Source organism: Rhodococcus sp. P14 (assembly GCF_000256505.1).
GTDB classification, from domain to species: domain Bacteria; phylum Actinomycetota; class Actinomycetes; order Mycobacteriales; family Mycobacteriaceae; genus Rhodococcus; species Rhodococcus ruber.
Window position 1 is genome coordinate 1 of record NZ_AJFC01000236.1, and the last position, 22,297, is coordinate 22,297.

The following is a 22,297-nucleotide window of genomic DNA, read 5'->3' on the forward strand; positions in this document are numbered from 1 at the left end:
CGCCCGAGGACTCGTGGTGGCGGGTCGAGCAGTTCGCCGCCTACGCCGCCCACACCCGCACCGAGGAGTTCGCCGACGCGCTCGACGGGCTGCTCGAGGAGTCCGCGCGGCGCCGGACCGCGATGATGTGCAGCGAGAGCGTGTGGTGGCGATGCCACCGCCGCCTCGTCGCCGACGTCGTCGTGCTGCGGTTCGGCCACGACGTCGAGCACCTCATGCACGACGGCCGTCTACTGGCGCACGAGGCGGCGCCGGGTGCCCGCATGCGGGCGGACGGGCACGTGGTGTGGGACGGCGGGGATGTGGACGGCTAGGTGCCGGGCTCACCGAAACTGCCGTGCCGCCCGGCACCGCCGGCGAACCGGGACGCGCCCTCGAGCGTGTCGTGCGCCAGGGAGACCGCGCCGTGCCGGAATTCGTTGAGCAACGCCTGGTCCTCGTCGAGCCCGTGCTGCTCGAGCAGCGAGAGGCGGTCCCGGCGCAGACAGGTCTGCGGGAAGGCGGCGATCTCGGCGGCGAGGGCGCGGGCCGCGGTGAGTGCCTGACCGGCGGGAACGAGCCGGTTGACCAGCCCGATGCTCAGCGCCTCGCCGGCGTCGACGGGACGGCCGGTCAGGACGAGATCCATCGCGCGGCTCTCGCCGATGAGCCGCGGCAGCCGCACCGTGCCGCCGTCGATCAGCGGCACGCCCCAGCGGCGGCAGAACACGCCCAGGACCGCCCCCTCCTCGGCGACGCGCAGATCGGCCCACAGGGCCAGTTCGAGCCCGCCGGCGACGGCGTGCCCCGAGATCGCGGCGACGACGGGCTTGGACAGCCGCATCCGCGACACGCCCATCGGCCCGTCCCCGTCCGGGGCGACCCGGTTCGGGTGTCCCTCGCTGATCGCCTTCAGGTCGGCACCGGCGCAGAAGGTGCCGCCGGTGCCGTGCAGCACGGCGACCGCCGCGCCGTCGTCGGCGTCGAAGGCGCGGAAGGCGGCGGCCAGCGCCTCGGCCGTCGCCCGATCGACGGCGTTGCGGACCCCCGGACGGTTGATCCCGATCGTCGTGACCGGGCCGTCGCGGTCGACCAGCACCGGATCCGGTGTCATCTGATGTGCGGCGCGGATACTCCCTCGTTCACGAGGGAGAGGAAGCGCCGTCCTCCCTCCGGGTGGTGGTGCGGTTGCGGTCTGAGCCGGGAATCTCCTGCCTTCAGGAAGGAGAGGCGTTAACGTTCTCGTTCCGGCAGGCAGCAGATGGTCAGGACAGCGCCTTGGCCTTGAGAGCCTGGTACTCGGCTTCGGTGATGGTGCCCGCGTCGAGCAGCGCCTTGGCGTCGGCGATGTGCTCGGCGGGGGACTTGCCGGCGACCTCGCGGATGTAGCTGTCCTGGGCCTGCTTGACCTGGGCGTATTCCCGTGCGGACCGCTCGGCCATGCCCTTGCCGTTGACGATCAGGTAGATCAGGGCGGTGAGGAACGGCAGGAAGATCAGGAAGACGATCCAGATCGCCTTGATCCAGCCGGACTGCTGGTGGTTGCGGAACAGGTCGCCGATGATCGAGAAGAGCACCATCAGGTACGCGATGAACGCGAAGCTGATGATGATGAACCAGATGATGTCCCAGAAATCCATGTGACGCTCCCTTTCGTGGGGCACGCGCGAGGTGGGAAAACGCGGAATGCGGCGGCACTCCCCGGGGAAGAGTACCGCCGCATTCGTCCGAATTCCTGCCGAATCGACCGGCGTTCGCGGGACCCGGAGGGCTCAGTGCGCCCGGTTCACCGCCGACACCACCGCGCGCAGCGAGGCCGTCGTGATGGACGGTGCGATGCCGGCGCCCCAGACCAGGGTCGTGACGCCGTCGGGCCGGGTCACGTCCGCTTCGACGTACGCGGCGGCGAGGGCGTCGTCGCCGGCCGACATGGCATGCTCGGCGTAGCCGCGGACGGCCACCTGGTAGCCCAGGGATTCCAGGGCGTCGACGAAGGCCGCGAGCGGACCGTTGCCGGACCCGGTGATCTCCTGTTCCTTGCCGTGGTACTTCACGACCGCGGTGACGGTGTCGGTGCCGTCGTCGGTCTCGGCCGCCGTGACCTTCTGCCGCATCCGCTCGAGCGGAGTGGTCGGAGCCAGGTACTCCTCGTGGAAGATGTCCCACATCTCCTTGGGGCTGACCTCGCCGCCCTCACCGTCGGTGACGCGCTGTACCGCCTGCGAGAACTCGATCTGCAGCCGTCGCGGCAGGTTCAGGCCGTGGTCGTGCTTCATGATGTACGCCACGCCGCCCTTGCCGGACTGCGAGTTGACCCGGATCACGGCCTCGTAGCTGCGGCCCACGTCCTTCGGGTCGATGGGCAGATACGGCACCGCCCAGGTCAGGTCGTCGACGTCGGTGCCCGCGGCATCGGCGTCGGCCTTCATCATGTCCATGCCCTTGTTGATGGCGTCCTGGTGGCTGCCGGAGAAGGCGGTGTAGACCAGGTCACCGCCGTAGGGGTGCCGCTCGGGCACGGGCAGCTGGTTGCAGTACTCGACGGTGCGGCGGATCTCGTCGATGTCGGAGAAGTCGATCTGCGGATCCACGCCCCGGCTGAACATGTTCAGGCCCAGGGTCACCAGGCACACGTTGCCGGTGCGCTCGCCGTTGCCGAACAGGCAGCCCTCGATGCGGTCGGCGCCGGCCTGGTAGCCCAGTTCGGCCGCCGCGACACCGGTGCCGCGGTCGTTGTGCGGATGCAGCGACAGGATGATCGAGTCGCGCTTGGCCAGGTTGCGGTGCATCCACTCGATCGAGTCGGCGTACACGTTCGGCGTGGCCATCTCGACCGTGGCCGGCAGGTTGATGATCACCGGGTTCTCGGGGGTCGCGCCCAGGGTGTCGACGACCGCGTCGCACACCTCCTTGGCATACGACAGTTCCGTGCCGGTGTACGACTCGGGGGAGTACTCCCACCGCCAGTTCGTGTCGGGGTGGTTCTTCGCCTCCTCGAGCACCAGCTCGGCCGCGTCGGTGGCGATCTTCTTGACCGTGTCCTTGTCCGCCCGGAACACCACGCGACGCTGCAGGATCGACGTCGAGTTGTAGAAGTGGACGATGGCCGAGTGGGCCCCGGCGCACGCCTCGAAGGTGCGCTTGATCAGCTCGGGGCGGGCCTGCGTCAGCACCTGGATGGTGACGTCGTCGGGAATCGCGTTGTCCTCGATGATCTCTCGGACGAAGTCGAAGTCGGTCTGGCTCGCCGACGGGAAGCCGACCTCGATCTCCTTGTAGCCCATGCGTACCAGCAGGTCGAACATGCGCCGCTTGCGGGCGGGGCTCATGGGGTCGATGAGCGCCTGGTTGCCGTCACGCAGGTCCACCGCGCACCAGGCGGGCGCCCGGTCGATGATCTTGTCCGGCCAGGTGCGGTCGGGCAGCGTGATCGGCTCGACCTCCTCGGCGAACGGCCGGTACCGGTAGGTCGGCATCGAAGAGTTCTTCTGCTTGTTCCACGCCGGCTGATCGGCGGGGGCGGGCTTGCTCGGCGGCGTGATCGTGCGCGAGCCGGAGGTGAATGCGTCGGCGGGTGACATGACGTAGCTCCAAAAAATGGGGACCGGTGAGTCCGGATGAGGATACGACCGGCGCGACAACACCCCGCGACGGGAAGCCGGTCTGGTCAGATCCCGCCGCGGCGGCCGAGGAGAAGCGCGCGCTGCATGCCAGGCAGTGTACTCGCCGGCCCCGCCGGAGCCCACCCGGAGGTGAGGGATTCCATAAACGATCTCGAAACCGATCCCGAACAGCCGGGCCCGCGCGAACGTGACCCGATCGATACGAAGGGCCCCGCCGCGGTCCGTGCCGGTCCAATACGTTGACCTCATTCGTCACATGAGAATCACCTGTCACAGAAGTCCTGCGGAAGACGCGATCCGGTCACCCGGACGGGAGGAGAGTTCATGAGCGCGGTCCGCTCGGCGACGACGTTCACCTCCGCGCTGCTGCTGGCGCTCGGCTGCGCGGTGCCGTTCGCCGCCACCGCCCACGCCGAACCCTGCGGGAATTCCGGACCCGGAAGCAGCGGCTTCGGCAGCAGCAACCCCGGTGCCGGGACACCACAGGGACCGCTCCCGACGATCACCTCCGGTCCCACCCGCACCGTCGCCTGGGTCACCGGGCCGCGCAGCCCGAACCGGACCGACACCCGGTTCTCCGTCTCGGGTACCGATCTGGGAATCATGTGGGACAACGGTGAAACCGGACCCGGCCGCCAGGTGCTCATGGCCTTCGGCGACACCTTCGGCGACTGCTCGGTCGAGGGCGACGAATGGCGCCGCAACATCCTCATGCGCAGCGCGGACACCGAGCTGTCGGACGGCATCGCCGTGCCCGAGCCCCGCCCCGGCGATCCCTCTTCCGGCGCACCGGTGCTCGCCTCCGACCCGAACTTCGCCCGGGAGATCCTCGGCAGCATCGGCATCGACGGGGTCGAGACCACCGTCGTGCCCACCGCCGCTGTCGCCGTCGGCGGCACCCAGTACATCAACTTCATGTCGGTGCGCGCCTGGGGCGAGCCCGGGGAATGGTGGACCAACGCCTCCGCCCTCGCGTACTCGACCGACAACGGTGAGACGTGGACCGTCGACCCGGCCACCGCGCGGATCAACACACCGGTGGAGGTGCCCGGCGTCCAGCAGCTGGCCGTCGGCAACGCCGGGTTCCAGCAGCACGCGTACGTCAAGCACGAGGGCTACGTCTACGACTTCGGCACGCCCAACGGCCGCTTCGGACCGGCCTACGTCTCCCGCGTGCCCGAGGCGCAGATCCGAGACCTCGGCGCCTACGAGTTCTGGACCGGCACCGGCTGGGTGCTCGGCGGAATCGATGCGGCAGTGCCCGTCGTCGACGGCCCGGTCGGCGAGATGTCGGTGCACTGGACCGGCAGCACCTTCGTCCTCCTCTACGGCAACGAGGAAGGCGGCCGGATCGAGATGCGCACGAGCGCGCGGCCGGAGGGCCCGTGGAGCGCGCCGCGCGTGCTCGTCACCAGTGCCCAGATCAGCGGCCTGTACGCGCCGTACATCCACCCGTGGTCCAGCGGCAACGACCTCTACTTCGTCGCGTCCCGCTGGAGCGACTACAACGTCATGCTGCTGCGCACGACCGTCGCGGGCTGAGCCGCTCGTCCCGAGCGGCCGTTGCCGGTCGCATCCCGCCGCGCGGACCCGCGTCCCGCCGCGCGGACCTGCAGCGTCCGCCGGCCCTCCCGCCCGCCGCTGCCGTTGCCGTCCGAGATCGCGTTCGGGCCCGGCGATTACGGTCTGCTGCCGAGGTTGCCGCCAGATGGGCGGGGCGGGTCGGGGCAGGTCGGGCCGCATCCCTTCGGGCCGCATCGGTAAGCTGGTCCCCTGGACTTGCACCCAAGACCCCGGAGGTTCGCCAGCGTGGCACTCGTCGTCCAGAAGTACGGAGGATCCTCGGTCGCGACGGCCGAACGGATCCGGCGCGTCGCTGAACGGATAGTCGAGACCAAGAAGGCGGGCAACGACGTCGTCGTGGTCGTGTCGGCGATGGGCGACACCACCGACGAGCTGCTCGACCTCGCTCAGCAGGTGTGCCCCGCCCCGCCGGCGCGTGAGATGGACATGCTCCTCACCTCCGGTGAGCGCATCTCCAACGCCCTGGTCGCGATGGCGATCCACTCGCTCGGCGCCGAGGCACGCTCGTTCACCGGCTCCCAGGCCGGCGTGATCACGACGGGCAGCCACGGCAACGCGAAGATCATCGACGTCACCCCCGGCCGCGTCCGGACCGCGCTCGACGAGGGCAGCATCGTCCTCGTCGCCGGTTTCCAGGGCGTGAGCCAGGACAGCAAGGACATCACCACCCTCGGCCGCGGCGGGTCCGACACCACCGCCGTGGCCCTGGCCGCGGCGCTCGACGCCGATGTCTGCGAGATCTACACCGACGTCGACGGCGTCTTCACCGCCGACCCGCGCATCGTCAAGGACGCGCAGCGGCTCGAGAAGGTCTCGTTCGAGGAGATGCTCGAGCTCGCGGCCTGCGGCGCGAAGGTGCTCATGCTGCGCTGCGTCGAGTACGCCCGCCGCTACAACGTGCCCGTGCACGTTCGTTCGTCGTACACCACCAAGCCCGGCACCATCGTGTCCGGATCGATGGAGGACATCCCCGTGGAAGAGGCTCTGATCACCGGCGTCGCGCACGATCGCGGCGAGGCCAAGGTCACCGTCGTCGGCCTGCCCGACACTCCCGGCTACGCCGCGAAGGTGTTCCGCGCCGTCGCCGAGGCCGAGATCAACATCGACATGGTGTTGCAGAACATCTCCAAGGTGGAGACCGGCAAGACCGACATCACCTTCACCCTGCCGAAGAGCGACGGCCCACGTGCCGTGGAGTTGCTGAGCAAGCAGCAGGAGGAGATCGGCTTTACCCAGGTGCTGTTCGACGACCACATCGGCAAGGTCTCGCTCGTCGGTGCCGGAATGAAGAGCCATCCGGGCGTCACGGCGAAGTTCTGCGAGGCCCTCGCGGACGCGGGCATCAACATCGATCTCATCTCCACCTCGGAGATCCGCATCTCGGTGCTCGTCGACGACACCGAACTCGACGACGCGGTGCGCGCCCTGCACGCCGCCTTCGAACTCGGCGGCGACGAGGAAGCCGTCGTCCACGCCGGAACGGGACGGTAGATCATGACCACCATCGCAGTCGTAGGTGCCACCGGCCAGGTCGGCATCGTCATGCGCACCCTGCTCGAGGAGCGCAACTTTCCCGCCGACAAGGTGCGCTTCTTCGCCTCGGCCCGCTCGGCCGGCAAGAAGCTGCCGTTCCGCGGGGAGGAGATCGTCGTGGAGGACGCCGCGGCGACCTCCGACGAGGATCTGAAGGGCATCGACATCGCCCTGTTCTCGGCCGGTGCGACGCTCTCGCGTGCCCAGGCGCCGCGGTTCGCCGCCGCCGGGGCGGTCGTGGTCGACAACTCCTCGGCCTGGCGCAAGGACCCCGAGGTGCCGCTCGTCGTGAGCGAGGTGAACCCGCAGGAGGCGAAGAACCCGCCGAAGGGCATCATCGCCAACCCGAACTGCACCACCATGGCCGCGATGCCGGTCCTGAAAGTGCTGCACGACGAAGCCGGCCTGCAGCGACTGATCGTCTCGAGCTACCAGGCGGTCTCCGGCAGCGGCATCGCGGGCGTCGAGGAGCTGCTCGGCCAGGCCCGCGCCGTCATCGGCGACGCCGAGAAGCTCGTGCACGACGGCAGCGCCGTCGACTTCCCGGCTCCGGACAAGTACGTCGCGCCGATTGCGTTCAACGTCCTGCCGCTCGCGGGTTCGCTCGTCGACGACGGCAGCGGCGAGACCGACGAGGACCAGAAGCTGCGCAACGAGTCCCGCAAGATCCTCGGACTCCCGGATCTGCTGGTCTCGGGTACCTGCGTGCGCGTGCCGGTGATCACCGGCCACTCGCTGTCGATCAACGCCGAGTTCGAACGCCCGCTGTCGGTGGAGCGCGCGAAGGAACTGCTCGCGAACGCCCCCGGCGTGCGCCTCGTGGATGTTCCGACGCCGCTGCAGGCCGCCGGCCAGGATCCGTCGCTGGTGGGCCGGGTCCGGCAGGATCCGGGTGTGCCGGAGGGCCGCGGTCTCGCGCTGTTCGTCTCGGGGGACAACCTGCGGAAGGGCGCTGCCCTCAACACAATTCAGATCGCCGAGCTGCTGGTGTAGGTTCTTCGGACCCTCGAAGGGGAGGTTGCCGCGACACGTCGCCGGCAACCTCCCCTTCGGCGTTCTCAGTGGGCCGTGGACGCATAGGCGCGTCGTTCCTCTTCCCGGGTCGACGCCGTGACGCCGGCAGACTCGTCGGCGAGATACGCGGTGCCGCCGACGAGCATGATCAGCGCGCCCGCGATCCACGCGGTCCAGGCTGCTCCGTCGCCGGCGAACTGTCCGATCCAGGGCGAGATGAACAGGATCAAGCCGACGACGGACAGGGACCAGTGATCCTTGGTGGGGTCGCGGGCGATCAGCGACCACAGGGCGTAGATCGCGGCGATGGCACCCAGTCCGAGAGTGACACCGGAGCCGACGGGGGTGGTGTCGAACCATACCGATGCGGTCATGGTGACGATGCCCAGGATCAGGGCGATCGCTCCGGCCGACGAGTTCGAGATCTTCATGTGCGCACCTCTCTTCGAATCGCTACATGTTGCGTAGCTACATCAAGTGTAGCGCTGTTGTAGGATCGTCGTAAGTCGAGACAGCGGACAGGAGTGGCGCATGCGGCAAGGTGAGGGGACTGCCACGCCGGAGGAACGCATCGCCGACGCCGTGCTCGAACTGCTTCGTCGCAAGGGACCCAAGGCGGTGACGATCGAGGCCGTGGCCGCACACACGGGCATGGCCCGCACCACCATCTATCGTCGCTACCGCGACAGGGACGAGATGCTCACCGCGGTGATGGAGCCGATTGCGCAGCCCTCGCCGCCCGATCCGGACGCCACGGCGCACGAAGTACTGATGTGGCTGGCCGAGCAGTCCCTGCGTTCGGTCGACGGGGGCGTCGGCTTCGGCGGCCTCGCTGCGCTGGTGACCGATGCGGATCCCGCGTTCACCGGTCTCATCCGCTCGGTGCTCGTGCGCCACCGCAGTACCTTGACAGAGGTCGTGCGACACCACATCTCGCGGGGAATCGTGCGAGCCGACCTCGACGTCGAAACGTTCCTGGACTGCATCGTCGGCGCCTACTGCGCGGAACGGGCCCGGAGCGGTGACATCGACGCCGACTGGAACGAACGGGTCGCGCTGACACTGTTGCCCGCGTTCGTGCAACCGTAAGCCGTCCCGAAACGAGCGAATGTACCCTTCAGCTTCGTAGATCGACAGAAGGGTACATTCGCTCGACTGTAGGCGGCGGCCGCTACTCGAACATGCGGTAGACCGCCTCGACGACGACGGCGGGCCGCTCGCTGCCCTCGAGTTCGATCAGGCCGTCGATGGTGATCTGGACGCCGCCCTTCGGCAGCTTCTCGAACGACTTCAGCGTCGCGTCGAGGCGGACCTTGCCGCCGGCGGGCACGGGACTGGTGAAGCGGACCTTGTTCAGGCCGTAGTTGACGGCCATGGTGACACTGTCGACCTTCAGGACCTCGCTCCACATCGGGATGATCAGGGAGAGCGTCAGGTAACCGTGGGCGATGGGACCGCCGAACGGGCTCTCCTTCTTCGCCCGCTCGACGTCGAGGTGGATCCACTGATGATCGTCGGTGGCGTCGGCGAAGGTCTGGATCCGGTCCTGCTCGATCGCCATCCACGAGCTGACGCCGAGCGGTTGCCCGACGAGTGCCTCGAGGTCGGCCAAGGTGGCGACGTGGGTGATGGAGGTGGCGGGGACGGTCATGGGGCCTCCTGTGCTCAGCGCTTGATGCCGAGAACGCGCAGTGCGTTCTGCTTGAAGATCATCGGTGCGATGTCGGGTTTGATGTCGAGAGTGGCGAAATCGTTGCGCCATCGATCCACTTGGATGACGGGGAAGTCGGAGCCGAACAGCACCTTGTGGCGCAGCATCGTGTTCGCGGCCTTGACCAGTTGCGGCGGGAAGTACTTGGGGGACCAGCCGGAGAGGTCGATGTAGACGTTGGCCTTGTGGGTGGCGATGGAGATCTGCGCGTCGACCCACGGTACCGCGGGATGGGCCATGACGATGGTCAGGTCGGGGAAGTCGGCGGCGACGTCGTCGAGCAGCATGGGGTCGGAGTAGCGCAGCTTGATGCCGTGCCCGCCGGGCAGTCCGGCGCCGATGCCGGTCTGGCCGGTGTGGAACAGGGCGGGCACGCCGGCCTCGATGAGGGCCTCGTAGAGGGGGTAGAACTGCCGGTCGTTCGGCTCGAAGCCCTGCATGCTGGGGTGGAACTTGAAGCCCTTGACGCCGTACTCGTCGACCAGGCGGCGCGCCCGTTTCACAGCGGCCTTGCCCTGCAACGGATCGACGGAGCCGAAGGGGATGAGCACGTCGTTGTGGGTGGTGGCGAGCTCGGCGATCTCCTCGACCGAGTTGGGGGCGTGGCCGGTGGCGGACCGGGCATCGACGGTGAACACGACGGCGGCCATGTTCCGCTGCCGGTAGTGCTCGGCGATGGAGTCGATGGTGGGGGTGCGTTCCTCGCCGGACTTGAAGTACTTCTCCGAGGCGGCCATCAGTTCGTCGTCCATGGAGCGGTGTCCGCAGCCGTCGATCTCGACGTGGGTGTGGATGTCGATCGCCTCGATCGCCTCGAAGTCGATCCCGTATTCGTAGCGGCTCACTTGGCGAGCACCTCCTCGGGGAATTCCTCGCCGACGGACTCGACGCGGTCGGCGAACACGATGGGCCACTGCGCGGCCACGTCGTCGGCGGAGAAGCCGCCGTCGTGGAAGGCGGTGGCGGTCAGCTGCGGATGCGACCACAGCGCCAGGCGGTCGCCGCCGACGGAGAACGCCTGCCCGGTGATGTCGGCGGCGTCGTCGGAGGCGAGGAAGGCGATCAGGCCGGCGACGTCCTGCGGGGTGCCCATGCCGACCTCGCGGCGGATCACCGCGGGCAGCTCGCCGGTCTGCTTCATCTGCTCGATGTAGGGCGCGAAGATCGGCACGGTCTCGGTCATCGCGGTGACGGCGACGGGGCACACCGCGTTGGCGGTGATCCCGGCGCGCTGCAGTTCCATCGCCCAGGTGCGGACCATCCCGACCACCGCGGCCTTGGCGCCGGAGTAGTTGGTCTGCCCGAAGTTGCCGCGCTGCCCGGCCGGGGATCCGATGGCGATGATGCGCCCGCCCTCGCCCTGCTCACGGAAGCGCAGCACGGCCTCGCGCACGCACGTGAACGTGCCGCGCAGGTGCACGTCGATCACGGCGTCGAAGTCGTCGTCGGTCATCTTCCACAGCACCTTGTCGCGCAGGATGCCGGCGTTGGTCACCATCACGTCGAGGCGGCCGAAGTGCTCGACCGCGGCGGCGACGAGTTTTCGAGCCGTCTCGGTGGGACCGACGGGGGCGACGACGGCGACGGCGCGTCCGCCCGCGGCGGTGATCGTCGCGACGGCGGCATCGGCGGTGCCCCGGTCGACGTCGTTGATCACGACCGCGGCGCCGTGACGTGCCAGCTCGGCGGCGTAGGCGAGGCCGAGGCCCTGCCCGCTACCGGTGACGACGGCGACTTTGTTGCTGAGGTCCACGAGATCCTCCGTTGCTCGAGCTGATGAACTCCCAATCACATAGGAACATCTACTATTGAGAATGTCAACGATTGAGGAACTGTTATCCTGAGGGTCGCGACGAAAGGCTCTCGGAATGGAACGTCGACGCGTCCTCGAGGACGACCTGGGATTTCTGCTGACGCGTGCCAGTGCGATGGTGGTGCGATCGGTGAACGAGGCTCTCGCCCCACTCGGGCTGCGGGTGCGCCCCTACACGGTGCTCTCCCTCGCGTGCGACGAACCCTCCGGTGTGGCGCAGCGCCGCATCGCCGCGGACATGGGACTCGACCCCAGCCAGATCGTCGCGATCGTCGACGAACTCGAGAACCGGAATCTGGTCGCCCGCACCGCCGACCCGGGCGACCGGCGCAACAAACTCGTCGTCGCCACCGACGAGGGACGAAAGCTGTGTGACGAAGCGCGCCGGCTCAGCGAGGAGGTGTCGGACCGGCACTTCGCCGGCGTGGACCCGGCTCTTCTCGCCGAAATGCGCACTGTGCTCGGCCGCATGGTTTTTCCCGAGTCGGTGAACGCCGCCCGCTGACCGCGCGCTCGTCCACGGGCGCGGTCGGGGCGTCCGGGGTGTGGAGTTGTCGACCCATCGAGGGTCGGCAGGGTATCGGCAGCCTGACGAGCTGGCTGAGGTGAGGGCCGGGTGCGGTGGCGTAGGGCAGACCGGCCTCGGCGCAGTCGAGCCGAAATCGGTCGAGCACGTCCACGCTGCCGTCGGAACAGCGGGTAGCCGGCCTCGAGCAGTCGGAGGTGCCGAAACCGGTGCCGACGGCACAGCCGCGAACCGGACCGTTCAGGCCGGCGGTGTCGAACGCAGCGACGGAGTCGAAGTAGTGGTCACAGGCCCTCCGTCGCGACGAGGTGCTCGACGACGCGGCGCAGTCGCCCGCGGTCGATCTTGCTGTTGTGCCGCGGGTCGGTCGGTAGCGCGGTGGACAGGTGCACCGGGGTGGGCCGTGGCAAGTGCAGCCGCTGGGCGAGGATTGCCATGGTGCCGAGGTCGACGGCGCGAGGATCCTCGTCGTGGGGAAAGACGTAGAACAGGCGGTCGAGATCCTCGAGATACACCACTGCGCTGAGCAGGAACCCGGTGACCATGTTCCACATCTGTTCGAGCGCATCGGGATGGATCGGGCCGTGTGGGGAGTCGACGACGTCCTTTCTGCGGCACAGGTACCACACCAGACCCGAGGAGTCGATGTAGCCGAAATCGCCTGTGCGGTGCCATATCTCACCGGTTCGCGTATCGCGCAGTTTGGCGGTGCGCACGGCGTCGTCGCGGTGGAAGTAGGTGGTGCTCACCCGAGCGCCGGAAACGACGATCTCGCCGGTCCTCTCGGCAGGGAGGCCGTCGAGCGCTACGTCGAAGTGCGGCCCCTCGAACTGCGATTCGACGACAGCGACGTCCATGTCCGCGGGCGGCCGCCCGAGCGGGGTGCCCATGCCGGTCCAGGTTCCGAGCTTCGAACGGTACACGTGCTCGTCGGCGCCGATCAGGGTGATCGGCATCAACACTTCGGTGCTCGCATACGGCACCACGACCTCGGCCGGGGCGAGCCTGTCCTGCATGCGTTCGACCAGCCGGGCGCCGATGGCCGACCCCGCGGTGGCCACCCGTCGCAACGCCGGGGCGGGCAGGTGATGCTGATCCATATGGGTGATCAGGCGATGCCACACCAGTGGCGAAGCGAACAGGTAGTCGCTGCCGGAGACGGCCAGCTGCTGGTAGAACGCGGCGACGTCGAGGCGAGCGGGTTGGACGGTGGCCAGGTCCGGCAACACCACGCGTCGGCCCATGGCCACGGCCACCAGAGCCAGGTGTGGAAACAGGCAGAACTCGGAGGAGATCTCGTCGCTGCGGTAGTAGCGCATCTGCGAGGCGAGCTCGCGCGAGGTCCACGGCACGCCCTTGGGGATGCCCGTGGTTCCGCTGGTGTAGAGCAGCAGCACGGTATCGGCGATGTCCCACTGCATTTCGCTCCGACTCGGGTCGGGCAGAACCGTACCGAGACGAGCGCTGTCGAAGCCGGTGCTCGTCGGGGTGCAGACGATGCCGTCGTAGAGATCCGCTCCGGGGCAGGGCAGTTCGGAGACCCACACCGGCGCATCGAGGTCGGCAAGGCACGCGGCCAGCGTGTCGGGGGGCTGGTTGGGGTCGAGGAACGCGGGGACTGCTCCTACCAGGAATACGCCGTAGCAGTATGCGATCAGCTCGACGCTCAGCGGCAGCGTCACCACCACGTTGTCGCCTGGCCGTACACCCAGCTGGTGCAGGTGTGTCCGTGCGGACTCGGCCGCGTGCTGGATGTCGGAAAAAGCGTGCTGCGACGACGAGCGCAGATCGGTCACCGCGATCCGATCGGGGCGCTCGACGCATGAAGTGGCCAGCCCGTCCAGCAGTGCATGTCCGGACGTGACGACGGTGTGGCGAGAATGCATGACCCCCCTTGATGGAACCGAACTTGCACAACGACGTGATGCACGGGGGAGACTGCTCGTGAAACCGTCCAGTTCCCGAATGCTCGTTCGGACGCCTCGAATGTCGTATCCCCCCGGAACCCCACCCGCGCAAGATGGTACGGTGCGGAGAACGCGAATGTCTGCCGGATGAAAGTGATCTCCGCCACGGGGTGTCCCGGCGCCACTTCTGCAAGCGCCTGTGATCCCTGAGCGAACGGGACGACAACGCTCGCCCTGCATCGTGGTCCGCGGGGGCACTGGCGCTCGGGGAGCGACTCGGTCACGATCGACAGGTGGACCGCGCCGCCAGACTCACGCTCGCCGTCGAACGACAGGACGATTGCTGCCTGTGGTGTGGCCGACGGTTCGGACCGTTGATTCCGCCGACCACCGAACATCTCGTGCCACGAGTCAAGGGCGGTCCCAGCATCGCGGCCAACGAGGCCGCCGCGTGCCGGCGGTGCAACGCCGACCGCGGTCACCGGGGTCCGGTCGAGTGGCTCGCCGAGTGCCGGAACCGGCGCGGCTGGGCCCCGCAGGCGAGCCTGCTCGCGACGCTCCTGAACGCGCTGGACCTCGAACTCGCCAGCGCGGGTGGGCATCGCCGCGCCCGGCGATACCTGGCCGGCCAGCTGCGACGCTGCCGGAGCAACTGCTGAGGCGTGCGGACAGATCGTCGGGAAGGATACGGGCGGCGCTCAGTCCAGAATCTCCTTGAGATAGGCGGTGATCATGGCCGTCAGCTGGTCCGCGACCACCTCCGGCTCGATCGGTGGCTGATCGAGCACGTAACCGACCGCGACGTTCTCGACGGTGCGGACGAGCATCCACGCGATGGCGTCGGGATGCTCGATCCGGCGCCGGCCGGGATTGAAGCGCAGCCACATGGCCAGCAGCGCGTCGATGCGGTGCTCGAACGCGACCAGCCGGCTGTCCGGCGTGCGGGGGAGTTGCTCGACGAGCACGCGCAGCAGCCGGGGGTTCTCGCCGAGTGCCTCGAGGAGTACGCGCATGTTGGTCCGCACCGATTCGGTCCAGGTGGGGGCGTCGAGCGCATCGGTGAACACGTGCGAAATGCGAGCCTGAACCTCCTCGGTCCACCGGTCGACGACTTCGGCCACGATGGCGTCCTTGCCGGGGAAGTACTGGTACAGCGAGCCGGGGCTGATACCGGCGGCGGCGGCGATCCGGTTGGTGGAGGCGCCCTCGTATCCGTGGGTGAGCAGGACCTCCCGGCCGGCGGTCACGATGCGCTCGACCATCGCCTGGGAGCGGCGTTGCCGTGGCACCCGGCGCAGCCGGCTCTGCTCCGCCGGCCTCATCGGCGCCCCCCGGACGCGAATTGAACGCGAGTATTTGCTCGTGTCAGCATCGGCTCATGGTGGCACACGAGATTCGACAGGACGCGCAGGCGGCCCGTTACCCGCGCCGGTACGCGGGCATCCGGCCCAGGAACCAGCGCATCGGACGCCCGCTGCGCGCCTACGCGCGGATCGGCGCCGTCGACGAGGAACTGCTCGATCGGATCGGCCGCCGGATGTTCGCCCGGGACGAGGTGGGCGCCGATCTGGTGCGCGCGATGCGCCGCCCCCGGACGGACGCCGAACGGGTGAGCATGGCGCAGTTCCATCGGGCGCTCGAGCACGGCATCGACGCGGTGCCGGAGGCCCCGGAGGCGCTGCGACGGTTCTTCGCCGTGGTCGACGACGTCCCGGAGTGGGTGGACTTCGACCTGCTGGAGAAGGGCGCCCGGGCCTTTCGCAGGATGGGCCGCAGCCGCATCGACGTGCTGCTCCAGTTGTCGCTCATCGGTGGCTATCGGTTCGGCGGGCCGCCGGATCTGCTCGTCGAGACCGGGGGCCTGACCGGCTCGACCGCAATGCGGCGCCTCGGCGAAACGCAGAAATGGGGAACCGCGGTCGGCGAGCCGGGCGGGATGCGCAGGAACGGTGAGGGATTCAAGCTCACCGTGCACGTGCGCGCGATGCATGCGCTGATCAACCACCAGTTCGAGACCAACGGCCGATGGGACGTCGAGCGCTGGGGTCTGCCGATCAACCAGACCGACCAGGCGGCAACTCTCGGGTTGTTCAACGGCACGCTGTTGCTCGGCATGCGGGCACTGGGGTACTTCGTCACCCGTGAGGAGTCCCGGGCGGTGATGCACCTGTGGAAGTACGTCGGATGGCTCATGGGAATCGACGAGGACTGGCTGTTCGACACCGAACGCGAGCAGCACGTGTTCAACTACCACGTGCTGCTGGTGCAGAACGACGTCACGCCCGCGGGTGCCGCGTTGTCCGGGGCCCTCGTGGAGGGCCAGCGGACCCTCGACCACGGCAGGTTCGGGGACGTGCGCGGCCGGTACGAGCGGCAGCGCCTGCTGAGTATGCTTCGGTACTTCCTCGGCACGCAGAGCCTGCGGGAGCTGGATCTGCCCGTCACCTCGGCCTGGGCCGTTCCTCCGGTGCTGGTCAAGAACGTCGTCGCCTCCACGGTGGTGGCCCGCACACGCACCGGCAGGCGGTTCCTCGAGCGGGCCGGCGACCGGGCCGCCCGGCGCGAACTCGCCTCGAAGTTCGGGGCGTCGAGGCCGGCCGTCGGCGCGCTGCCCGGCTGAGCGTCCGCCCCTCGGAAGCCGGAACGGTCGCGTCGTCGCGGTCGGCTAGGCTTGTTCCGGCAAGCCGGACCGCCGGTCCCTCCGCGGTTGCGGGCCGCGGTCGTCGAGAAAATTGGGTGAAAGACGTTGACGGACTCTGGGGAACTGAGTATCGGGCCGCTGGTGCGCCCGGCCGACGGCAGTGACGACACCGCCAAGGTGGTCGCCGACCTCGTCAATGCCGTCTATGCCGTTGCCGAGGACGGCATGTGGCCGGAGGGGGCCACCCGGACCTCGGCGACCGAGATCGCCGAACTTGCCGGTGCCGGTCAGCTCTTCGTCGCCTCGCTCGGCGACCGGATCGTGGGCTGCGTGAAGGTGGTGCAACTCGATGCCCGCACCGCCGAGTTCGGGATGCTCGCTGCCGACCCGGAGGTGCGGGGTGCAGGCATCGGCCGTGCCCTGGTGCGGTTCGCCGAATCCCACGCGGCGCGGCTCGGGAACGAGATCATGCAGCTCGAGATCATCCAGCCCAAAGACTTCGAGCACCCGTCGAAGGTGTTCCTGTCGCAGTGGTATCCGCGAATGGGATACGTGCCGGTGCGGACGGAGGACCCCGAGGTCATGTACCCCGAACTGGTTCCGCTGCTCGCCGTTCCGTGCGACGTCGTCGTGTACCACAAGCGGCTCGGCTGACCGGTTCCGAATCTTCCGTCTCCGCGTGGTGCCCGCTGCCGGCGGGCACCACGTGCTTCGATGGTCGGGACGAGTACCGCGAGGAGGCGAGATGACGAGCAACCGTATCGGCCGCCGTGCCCGGCGAGCGGGAGCGACGCTGCTGCTGGCGGCCGCCGCAGTCTTCGGCGCATCCGGCCCGGCGTCGGCGCAGGACCAGTGGCCCGAGATTCCGTCCTATCCGACACCGATGATGCCGTACGAGACCAAGGACTTCCTGACTCCTGCGGACCTGGACTACTGGAATCCGCTGGTGAACCGGAATCGGCTCACGTCACCGTTCGGCACCGGCACCCGGATCGTCTGCGTCGGCTTCCACGGCGTGACCACCGACTGTTGGCAGGCCGATCAGAACGGGCAGCCGCACAAGCTGATCCGGCTGCCGGCCAACCTGCCGAACGTCACCGGTTCGAGTCTGCCGGGCGGCGGGCCCGGGCACTTCGTCTATCCGATCCTGTGACCCCGCGGCCGCCTCAGCCGGTGAACAACACCGCCGCCTGAGCCGGCAACCGGGCGCCGTCCTTGCGGCGGAACAGTTCCGCCGGCCGGCCGGTACCCGGACTCGACATGCGCCCGGTGCTGTCGAGAGCGTCGACGACGTGGCGGCGGAACGAGTCCTTCTGCAGTGGAAGACCGAACACCACCTCGTACAGCCGCCGCAGCTCGAGGACGGTGAACTCGTCGCCGAGCAGCCCGTCCGGATCGACACGCTGTGCGTAGCGCGCCCGCAGATCCGCCACGGCCGCCGCCACCATCTCGGCATGATCGAAAGCCAGCGGCTGGTCGGCCTTTCCGTCACGCACCACCACGAGGAGGGCGCGGGGCGGGAGATCCTCGTGGGGGACCGCCGCGGCATGGGCGATCGAGATCACCCATCCGCGCGGATCCCGGTCGGGGGCGTCGAACGCGCCGATCTGGTGGAATCGGATGCCGGCGAGGTTCGTCTTGTCGCGCAGCACGCGCCGGGCGGCGTCGGCGAGCCGTTCGCGTTCGCGGAGGAACGTGCCGGGCAGGGCCAGGGGGCCGTGGCCGTGCTCGACGGCCAGCACCCGGAGTTCGCCGTCGCAGTAGGTCAGCACGGCGACGTCCACCGCCGCCGACGGGTGCGGATAGTCGCCCAGCGTCCGGCCGGTCTCGTCCCTCCACTCGTTCACTCTTGCAGCTTAGCTCGGACATGATCTAAGCTGATAGCGCAGATTTGATCGAAGGGTGGGACGAGCGATGGCATTGACGACACGACAGTGCGACCGAGCGGTGGGGGTGCTGGTGGCGACGGCGGCCGGGGACGCCCTCGGCGCCGGCTACGAATTCACTCACCCCGCGGCGGACGCTGAGATCGGCATGGTCGGCGGCGGCGTGTTCGGGTGGGAACCGGGGGAGTGGACCGACGACACCGCGATGACCGTCGCCGTCGCCGAGGTCGCGGCCACGGGCGTCGACCTCGGCAGCGCCGCCGGTCTCGACGCGTTGGCCGCGCAGTTCGTGCGCTGGTTCGACTCGGACCCGAAGGACATCGGCAACCAGACCCGCGCGGTGCTCTCGCATCGTCCCGCCGGCGGCGCCGCGATGCAGGCCCGCGCCCGCGCCCTTCCCGGCCGCAAGGGCGGCAACGGCGCTCTCATGCGCACCGCCCCCGTCGCATTGTCCTGTCTCGGCGCGGGCGGGACGGACGTCGCGCTCGTCGCCGCGGGGGAGGTGGCCCGGCTGACCCACGACGACCCCCGGGTGGTCCAGGCCTGCCGGCTGTGGACGTACGCGATCCGCCACGCCGTCCTGCACGGCACCTTCGACGGTGTCCGCGGATACCTGCAGGTCTGCCCCGCCGACGTCGCCGAGTACTGGGGCCCGTTGCTCGATCGGGCCGAGCGCGGCTCGCCCGACGACTTCGCGAACAACGGATGGACCGTCCACGCGCTGCAGACCGCGTGGTGGGCGATCAGCACGACCGACGATTCCGACGCCGGGCACCTGCAGCGTGCCCTCGAGGCCGCGGTCCGCGCCGGCGGTGACACCGACACGACCGCCGCCATCGCGGGCGGACTGCTCGGCGCTCGCTGGGGCGCCTCGGCGGTCCCGGATCGTTGGCGGCGCATCCTGCACGGCTGGCCCGGGTACACCGCGCACGACCTGACCCGCCTGGCCACGGCGGCCGCCCGCAAGGGATACGGTCGTCCCGTCGCCGTCCCCGCTCGTCCCACCACGTTCCAGGAGCAGTCGTGACCCTCATCGACGTCGTCCACGGCGACATCACCGCCCAGCGCGTCGACGCGATCGTCAACGCCGCCAAGTCCTCCCTCCTCGGCGGCGGCGGCGTCGACGGCGCCATCCACCACGCCGGCGGTCCGGAGATCCTCGCCGCCTGCAAGGCCCTGCGCGCGACGACCCTGCCCAACGGTCTGGACGTCGGTGCGGCGGTGGCCACCACTGCCGGAAAACTCCCGGCGCGCTGGGTGATCCACACCGTCGGACCGCTCTACTCGCCCCACGAGGACCGCTCGCACCTGCTGCGGTCGGCCTACACCCGCAGTCTCGCCGTCGCCGACACCCTCGGCGCCCGCACCGTCGCGTTCCCGCTCATCTCCGCCGGTGCCTACGGCTGGCCGAGGGAGGACGCGATCCGGCAGGCGGTCACCGCGCTGACCTCCGCCCGCACCGCCGTCGAGATCGTCACGCTCGTCGCGTACGACCGGAGCGTCGCCGAACTGATGCGCCGCTCGTTGCCGTAGGACGCCGGCGCCGGTGACCGAATGTCACATTCGGTCGGTTGGATCGACCGCATGTGACATTCGGCCACAACGGTTGGGCGGTGCTCAGGGCATCGACGGTTCCTGGGTGGGCAGGGTGAACACACAACTCTCCCCGGCGCCGAGTTCGCAGACCTGACCGTCGAGACCCACCCGGACGGGTCCGTGGAACCCCTCGGACTGGGCCAGCACCGTCAGTTCGCCACCCACGATGCGTACCCGTAGCGGGGTGCCCCGGAACCGGATCGAGAAGGACACGCCGTCGAGCCGGTCCACGAGGCGGGGCCGGAACAGCAGCACACCGTCGTAGACCCGGGCGCCGACGAAGCTGCTCTGCAGCAGGTCGAGCGTGCCGGACATGACGCCCATGTGGATGCCCTCCTTGGTGGTTCCACCTTGGATGTCGCTGACGTCGCTCTCGAGTGCCAGCATGAAGCGTTCCCACGAGCTGGGCGGATGGATGTCGGCGAGCACTCCGGCGAAGGTGACGTGGCTGAGCGTCGACCCGTGTGAGGTCCGCTGGTCGTAGTACTCGATGGTGCGCCGGGCCAGCTCCCGGTCGTACGGATAGCCCAGCCGCTCGAACGTCGTGTGCAGTTCGTCGTCGTCGAGCAGGAAGAACAACATCACCGTGTCGGCCTGCTTGGCCATCTTGAACCGGTTCGGATCCTCGCCCTCCGCCCGGAGGATGCGATCGAGCCGCTGGATGTCGGGATATGCGGCGCGGTAGTGCTCCCAGTCGAGTTCCTCGAGTTCGTCGTAACCCTCGAACTGGCTGACGACGCCCTCGTGGAAGGGCACGAACATCCGCCGGCTCATGTCGTCCCATGTGCGCAGCTCCTCGTCGGTGACCGCGAGCTGGGCGAGCAGGGCGCCGCGCCGGCTGGACGAGAGCGAGCCGAGCACCGCCGGAACCGTCGCCATGATCCAGGCCACCATGACATTGGTGTAGGCGTTGTTGCGCAAACCGGCCTCGGCCGCGCCGGGGTGGCGTTCATGGAACTCGTCCGGCCCCATCACACCGTGGATCTCGTAGCGTTCGCGCTCGGAGTTGTAGTGGGCCACCGACGCCCAGAACCGGGCGATCTCGAGCATGAGCTCGGCGCCGTAGTCGGCCAGGAACTCCGTGTCGTCGGTCGCCTGCAGGAAGCGCCACACGTTGTAGAAGATCGCCGCGTTGACGTGCCGCTGATTCCGGCTGAGGTCTGGATCCCACTGCCCGGAAAGGGGATTGAGATGGACTGCCTGGGTCTCCTCGGTGCCGTCGCTGCCGCTCTGCCAGGGGAACATCGCGCCGCGGTACCCGGCCTCCTCGGCCGCGGCCTGGGCTTCGGACAGCCGGCGGTACCGGTAGAGCAGCAGGCTCCGGGTCACCTCCGGCATCCGCAGGTTCAGGAAGGGCTGGATGTACATCTCGTCCCAGAACACGTGCCCCCGGTACGCCTCTCCGTTGAGTCCACGTGCCGGCACGCCGACGTCGTGCCGCGCCGTGTGCCGGGAACAGACCTGCAGCACGTGCGCGACATGGAGCCGCAGCAGGAGGTCGGCACGCGGTTCGCTGGGCAGCCGGACGTCGCAGATGTCCCACAGTTCGTCCCATGCCGCTTCGTGCTCGGCATACGCGGGGGCGAAGTCCGGGTACCGCAGCACGTGCCGGCCGGACGCGGCCAGCGCCTCGGTGATCGCATTGTCCCGGGAGGTGAACAGCGACACCATCTTCTCCACGCGCGTCGGCCGGCCCTGCTCGACGTCGAAGGAGAGCACCTGCTGGATGTAGTCCTCCATCTGGTACAGCGAGCGGTCGACCTCGAGCGGTCCGCCGTCGTAGCCCTCCCCGCGGAAGACCCGGGTACGGGCGGCCTCGGCGATGTAGATGTCGGACTGGCGGGTCTGCACGCGCAGCGCGATGGTCTCGTTGCCGAAGGTACGCGGGGATACCGGATCCAGATGGCGGCCCTCGAGCTGCCGGTAGCGGGCGACGATCTGGTTCGTGACGCGGCCGTCCAGTGCCGAGACCACCTCCACCGTCCCGGACCAGTTCTCCGGGACCAGCGTCCATTCGATCCCGGCCTGATGGCTCTGGGCCATGCTCACGAAGCGACGGCTCCGCAGGGTGGTCTCCCGCCCGAACCGGTCCCGGAATCGCACCTCGCGCTTCACCGTGGCGAGCCGGATGTCGTAGGTGTGCCGGTAGGACAGCACGTCGACGTCGTCGAGCCGTACGGCGTCCCCGCCTTCGATGCGAAGCTTGAGGACCAGCCAGTTCGAGACGTTGACCAGATCCTCGTTCAGCACCGGGCGGCCGCCCATGATGGTGGTCTCGCGGTTGTAGATCCCGTGCACGTACGTGCCGGGGTAGTGGATGGGACTCATGTCCTCCCACTCGGCGGTGCCGCGCGTGCAGAAGTAGCCGTTGCCGGTGGAGGTCAGCGCCTCTCGCAGTCCCTCCGACGCGCTGTCGAACCGGTCGTAGTCGAGTTCGAACTTCGGGTCCTGCACGACGTCCCCCTGGATGTCCCTGGGCGTGGC

At 68.9% G+C, this 22,297-nt stretch carries 23 protein-coding genes; 12 read left to right on the forward strand and 11 right to left on the reverse strand.

Translation table 11 applies throughout. From position 1 onward, the window contains the following. Positions 1–314: DUF488 domain-containing protein (locus tag OEY_RS0116535; RefSeq protein ID WP_010594955.1), on the forward strand; the 314-nt coding region annotated here is incomplete at its 5' end. Here the strand turns inward: OEY_RS0116535 and OEY_RS0116540 are convergent. The 3 genes from OEY_RS0116540 to leuA all read right to left on the reverse strand — a co-directional run bounded on the left by OEY_RS0116540 (position 311) and on the right by leuA (position 3,560). Continuing rightward, positions 311–1,093 (reverse strand): crotonase/enoyl-CoA hydratase family protein, encoded by a 783-nt coding sequence (locus OEY_RS0116540; RefSeq protein WP_010594956.1) that lies wholly within the window; start codon positions 1,091–1,093, stop codon positions 311–313. The two genes, OEY_RS0116535 and OEY_RS0116540, sit on opposite strands and share 4 nt — an antisense overlap. Before the next feature lie 151 nt (positions 1,094–1,244). Beyond that, complete coding sequence (locus OEY_RS0116545; RefSeq protein WP_010594957.1) at positions 1,245–1,619, reverse strand: SHOCT domain-containing protein; 375 nt, start codon at positions 1,617–1,619, stop codon at positions 1,245–1,247. 132 nt (positions 1,620–1,751) lie between these two features. Further along, positions 1,752–3,560, reverse strand: coding sequence for a 2-isopropylmalate synthase (leuA, locus tag OEY_RS0116550; protein ID WP_010594958.1), 1,809 nt, complete (start codon positions 3,558–3,560; stop codon positions 1,752–1,754). 366 nt (positions 3,561–3,926) lie between these two features. Here leuA and OEY_RS0116555 point away from each other — a divergent pair, with 366 nt between their 5' ends. The 3 genes from OEY_RS0116555 to OEY_RS0116565 all read left to right on the forward strand — a co-directional run bounded on the left by OEY_RS0116555 (position 3,927) and on the right by OEY_RS0116565 (position 7,712). Continuing rightward, positions 3,927–5,144 (forward strand): DUF4185 domain-containing protein, encoded by a 1,218-nt coding sequence (locus OEY_RS0116555; protein ID WP_010594959.1) that lies wholly within the window; start codon positions 3,927–3,929, stop codon positions 5,142–5,144. A gap of 267 nt (positions 5,145–5,411) precedes the next feature. Continuing rightward, positions 5,412–6,677 carry an aspartate kinase gene (locus OEY_RS0116560; protein ID WP_003935350.1) on the forward strand — a complete coding sequence of 422 codons (1,266 nt, stop codon included), beginning with the start codon at positions 5,412–5,414 and terminating at the stop codon, positions 6,675–6,677. Between the two features lie 3 nt (positions 6,678–6,680). After that, a complete protein-coding gene (locus OEY_RS0116565) occupies positions 6,681–7,712 on the forward strand; it encodes an aspartate-semialdehyde dehydrogenase (RefSeq protein WP_010594960.1) in 1,032 nt (343 codons plus the stop codon). A gap of 65 nt (positions 7,713–7,777) precedes the next feature. On the opposite strand, the gene OEY_RS0116570 is transcribed toward OEY_RS0116565, so the two are convergent. Next, positions 7,778–8,164, reverse strand: coding sequence for an SPW repeat domain-containing protein (locus tag OEY_RS0116570; RefSeq protein WP_010594961.1), 387 nt, complete (start codon positions 8,162–8,164; stop codon positions 7,778–7,780). A gap of 100 nt (positions 8,165–8,264) precedes the next feature. Here OEY_RS0116570 and OEY_RS0116575 point away from each other — a divergent pair, with 100 nt between their 5' ends. Beyond that, positions 8,265–8,822 carry a TetR/AcrR family transcriptional regulator gene (locus tag OEY_RS0116575; RefSeq protein WP_010594962.1) on the forward strand — a complete coding sequence of 186 codons (558 nt, stop codon included), beginning with the start codon at positions 8,265–8,267 and terminating at the stop codon, positions 8,820–8,822. Positions 8,823–8,904: 82 nt separating this feature from the next. Here the strand turns inward: OEY_RS0116575 and OEY_RS0116580 are convergent, their stop codons facing one another. From OEY_RS0116580 to couN, 3 genes are read right to left on the reverse strand one after another with little or no spacing between them, the layout of a single operon-like run. Next, a complete protein-coding gene (locus OEY_RS0116580) occupies positions 8,905–9,384 on the reverse strand; it encodes a MaoC family dehydratase (protein ID WP_010594963.1) in 480 nt (159 codons plus the stop codon). Between the two features lie 14 nt (positions 9,385–9,398). Then, complete coding sequence (couO, locus tag OEY_RS0116585; protein WP_010594964.1) at positions 9,399–10,289, reverse strand: 4-hydroxyphenyl-beta-ketoacyl-CoA hydrolase; 891 nt, start codon at positions 10,287–10,289, stop codon at positions 9,399–9,401. Then, the gene (gene couN, locus OEY_RS0116590) at positions 10,286–11,197 is read right to left on the reverse strand and encodes a 4-hydroxyphenyl-beta-hydroxyacyl-CoA dehydrogenase (protein WP_010594965.1); all 912 of its coding nucleotides are present in this window, start codon (positions 11,195–11,197) and stop codon (positions 10,286–10,288) included. Before couN ends, couO begins: the two co-directional genes overlap by 4 nt. Positions 11,198–11,312: 115 nt before the next feature. On the opposite strand from couN, the gene OEY_RS0116595 reads away from it, so the two are divergent. Next, positions 11,313–11,762, forward strand: a complete 450-nt coding sequence (locus OEY_RS0116595; RefSeq protein WP_010594966.1) for a MarR family winged helix-turn-helix transcriptional regulator — start codon at positions 11,313–11,315, stop codon at positions 11,760–11,762. A gap of 305 nt (positions 11,763–12,067) precedes the next feature. Here the strand turns inward: OEY_RS0116595 and OEY_RS0116600 are convergent, their stop codons facing one another. Next, complete coding sequence (locus tag OEY_RS0116600; RefSeq protein ID WP_010594967.1) at positions 12,068–13,669, reverse strand: AMP-binding protein; 1,602 nt, start codon at positions 13,667–13,669, stop codon at positions 12,068–12,070. A 314-nt stretch (positions 13,670–13,983) separates the two neighbouring features. Here OEY_RS0116600 and OEY_RS0116605 point away from each other — a divergent pair, with 314 nt between their 5' ends. After that, positions 13,984–14,349, forward strand: coding sequence for an HNH endonuclease (locus tag OEY_RS0116605; RefSeq protein ID WP_010594968.1), 366 nt, complete (start codon positions 13,984–13,986; stop codon positions 14,347–14,349). A 39-nt stretch (positions 14,350–14,388) separates the two neighbouring features. Here OEY_RS0116605 and OEY_RS0116610 read toward each other — a convergent pair whose 3' ends face one another. Further along, positions 14,389–14,952: a TetR/AcrR family transcriptional regulator gene (locus OEY_RS0116610; RefSeq protein WP_010594969.1), complete on the reverse strand. Its 564-nt coding sequence runs from the start codon at positions 14,950–14,952 to the stop codon at positions 14,389–14,391. Positions 14,953–15,068: 116 nt separating this feature from the next. On the opposite strand from OEY_RS0116610, the gene OEY_RS0116615 reads away from it, so the two are divergent. The 3 genes from OEY_RS0116615 to OEY_RS0116625 all read left to right on the forward strand — a co-directional run bounded on the left by OEY_RS0116615 (position 15,069) and on the right by OEY_RS0116625 (position 17,484). Further along, positions 15,069–16,310 carry an oxygenase MpaB family protein gene (locus tag OEY_RS0116615; RefSeq protein WP_010594970.1) on the forward strand — a complete coding sequence of 414 codons (1,242 nt, stop codon included), beginning with the start codon at positions 15,069–15,071 and terminating at the stop codon, positions 16,308–16,310. A 126-nt stretch (positions 16,311–16,436) separates the two neighbouring features. Then, positions 16,437–16,985: a GNAT family N-acetyltransferase gene (locus OEY_RS0116620; RefSeq protein ID WP_225223147.1), complete on the forward strand. Its 549-nt coding sequence runs from the start codon at positions 16,437–16,439 to the stop codon at positions 16,983–16,985. A 91-nt stretch (positions 16,986–17,076) separates the two neighbouring features. Then, positions 17,077–17,484 (forward strand): hypothetical protein, encoded by a 408-nt coding sequence (locus OEY_RS0116625; RefSeq protein ID WP_010594972.1) that lies wholly within the window; start codon positions 17,077–17,079, stop codon positions 17,482–17,484. A gap of 13 nt (positions 17,485–17,497) precedes the next feature. On the opposite strand, the gene OEY_RS0116630 is transcribed toward OEY_RS0116625, so the two are convergent. Further along, positions 17,498–18,178 (reverse strand): NUDIX hydrolase, encoded by a 681-nt coding sequence (locus tag OEY_RS0116630; protein WP_010594973.1) that lies wholly within the window; start codon positions 18,176–18,178, stop codon positions 17,498–17,500. Positions 18,179–18,245: 67 nt separating this feature from the next. Here OEY_RS0116630 and OEY_RS0116635 point away from each other — a divergent pair, with 67 nt between their 5' ends. Next, positions 18,246–19,244 (forward strand): ADP-ribosylglycohydrolase family protein, encoded by a 999-nt coding sequence (locus OEY_RS0116635; protein ID WP_029540077.1) that lies wholly within the window; start codon positions 18,246–18,248, stop codon positions 19,242–19,244. Beyond that, positions 19,241–19,750: an O-acetyl-ADP-ribose deacetylase gene (locus OEY_RS0116640; RefSeq protein ID WP_010594975.1), complete on the forward strand. Its 510-nt coding sequence runs from the start codon at positions 19,241–19,243 to the stop codon at positions 19,748–19,750. The genes OEY_RS0116635 and OEY_RS0116640 overlap by 4 nt, the downstream gene beginning before the upstream one ends. Before the next feature lie 84 nt (positions 19,751–19,834). Here the strand turns inward: OEY_RS0116640 and OEY_RS0116645 are convergent, their stop codons facing one another. Further along, positions 19,835–22,267 carry a glycoside hydrolase family 65 protein gene (locus OEY_RS0116645; protein ID WP_010594976.1) on the reverse strand — a complete coding sequence of 811 codons (2,433 nt, stop codon included), beginning with the start codon at positions 22,265–22,267 and terminating at the stop codon, positions 19,835–19,837. Positions 22,268–22,297: the final 30 nt, after the last annotated feature.

Bases quoted from the DNA above. Each gene is read 5' to 3' on its own strand.
- OEY_RS0116570 (WP_010594961.1), bottom strand. From the start codon at position 8,164: ATGAAGATCTCGAACTCGTCGGCCGGAGCGATCGCCCTGATCCTGGGC.
- OEY_RS0116610 (WP_010594969.1), bottom strand. From the start codon at position 14,952: ATGGTCGAGCGCATCGTGACCGCCGGCCGGGAGGTCCTGCTCACCCAC.
- OEY_RS0116555 (WP_010594959.1), top strand. From the start codon at position 3,927: ATGAGCGCGGTCCGCTCGGCGACGACGTTCACCTCCGCGCTGCTGCTG.
- leuA (WP_010594958.1), bottom strand. From the start codon at position 3,560: ATGTCACCCGCCGACGCATTCACCTCCGGCTCGCGCACGATCACGCCG.
- OEY_RS0116625 (WP_010594972.1), top strand. From the start codon at position 17,077: ATGACGAGCAACCGTATCGGCCGCCGTGCCCGGCGAGCGGGAGCGACG.
- OEY_RS0116565 (WP_010594960.1), top strand. From the start codon at position 6,681: ATGACCACCATCGCAGTCGTAGGTGCCACCGGCCAGGTCGGCATCGTC.
- OEY_RS0116615 (WP_010594970.1), top strand. From the start codon at position 15,069: ATGGTGGCACACGAGATTCGACAGGACGCGCAGGCGGCCCGTTACCCG.
- OEY_RS0116575 (WP_010594962.1), top strand. From the start codon at position 8,265: ATGCGGCAAGGTGAGGGGACTGCCACGCCGGAGGAACGCATCGCCGAC.
- OEY_RS0116635 (WP_029540077.1), top strand. From the start codon at position 18,246: ATGGCATTGACGACACGACAGTGCGACCGAGCGGTGGGGGTGCTGGTG.
- OEY_RS0116545 (WP_010594957.1), bottom strand. From the start codon at position 1,619: ATGGATTTCTGGGACATCATCTGGTTCATCATCATCAGCTTCGCGTTC.
- OEY_RS0116595 (WP_010594966.1), top strand. From the start codon at position 11,313: ATGGAACGTCGACGCGTCCTCGAGGACGACCTGGGATTTCTGCTGACG.
- OEY_RS0116580 (WP_010594963.1), bottom strand. From the start codon at position 9,384: ATGACCGTCCCCGCCACCTCCATCACCCACGTCGCCACCTTGGCCGAC.
- OEY_RS0116600 (WP_010594967.1), bottom strand. From the start codon at position 13,669: ATGCATTCTCGCCACACCGTCGTCACGTCCGGACATGCACTGCTGGAC.
- OEY_RS0116540 (WP_010594956.1), bottom strand. From the start codon at position 1,093: ATGACACCGGATCCGGTGCTGGTCGACCGCGACGGCCCGGTCACGACG.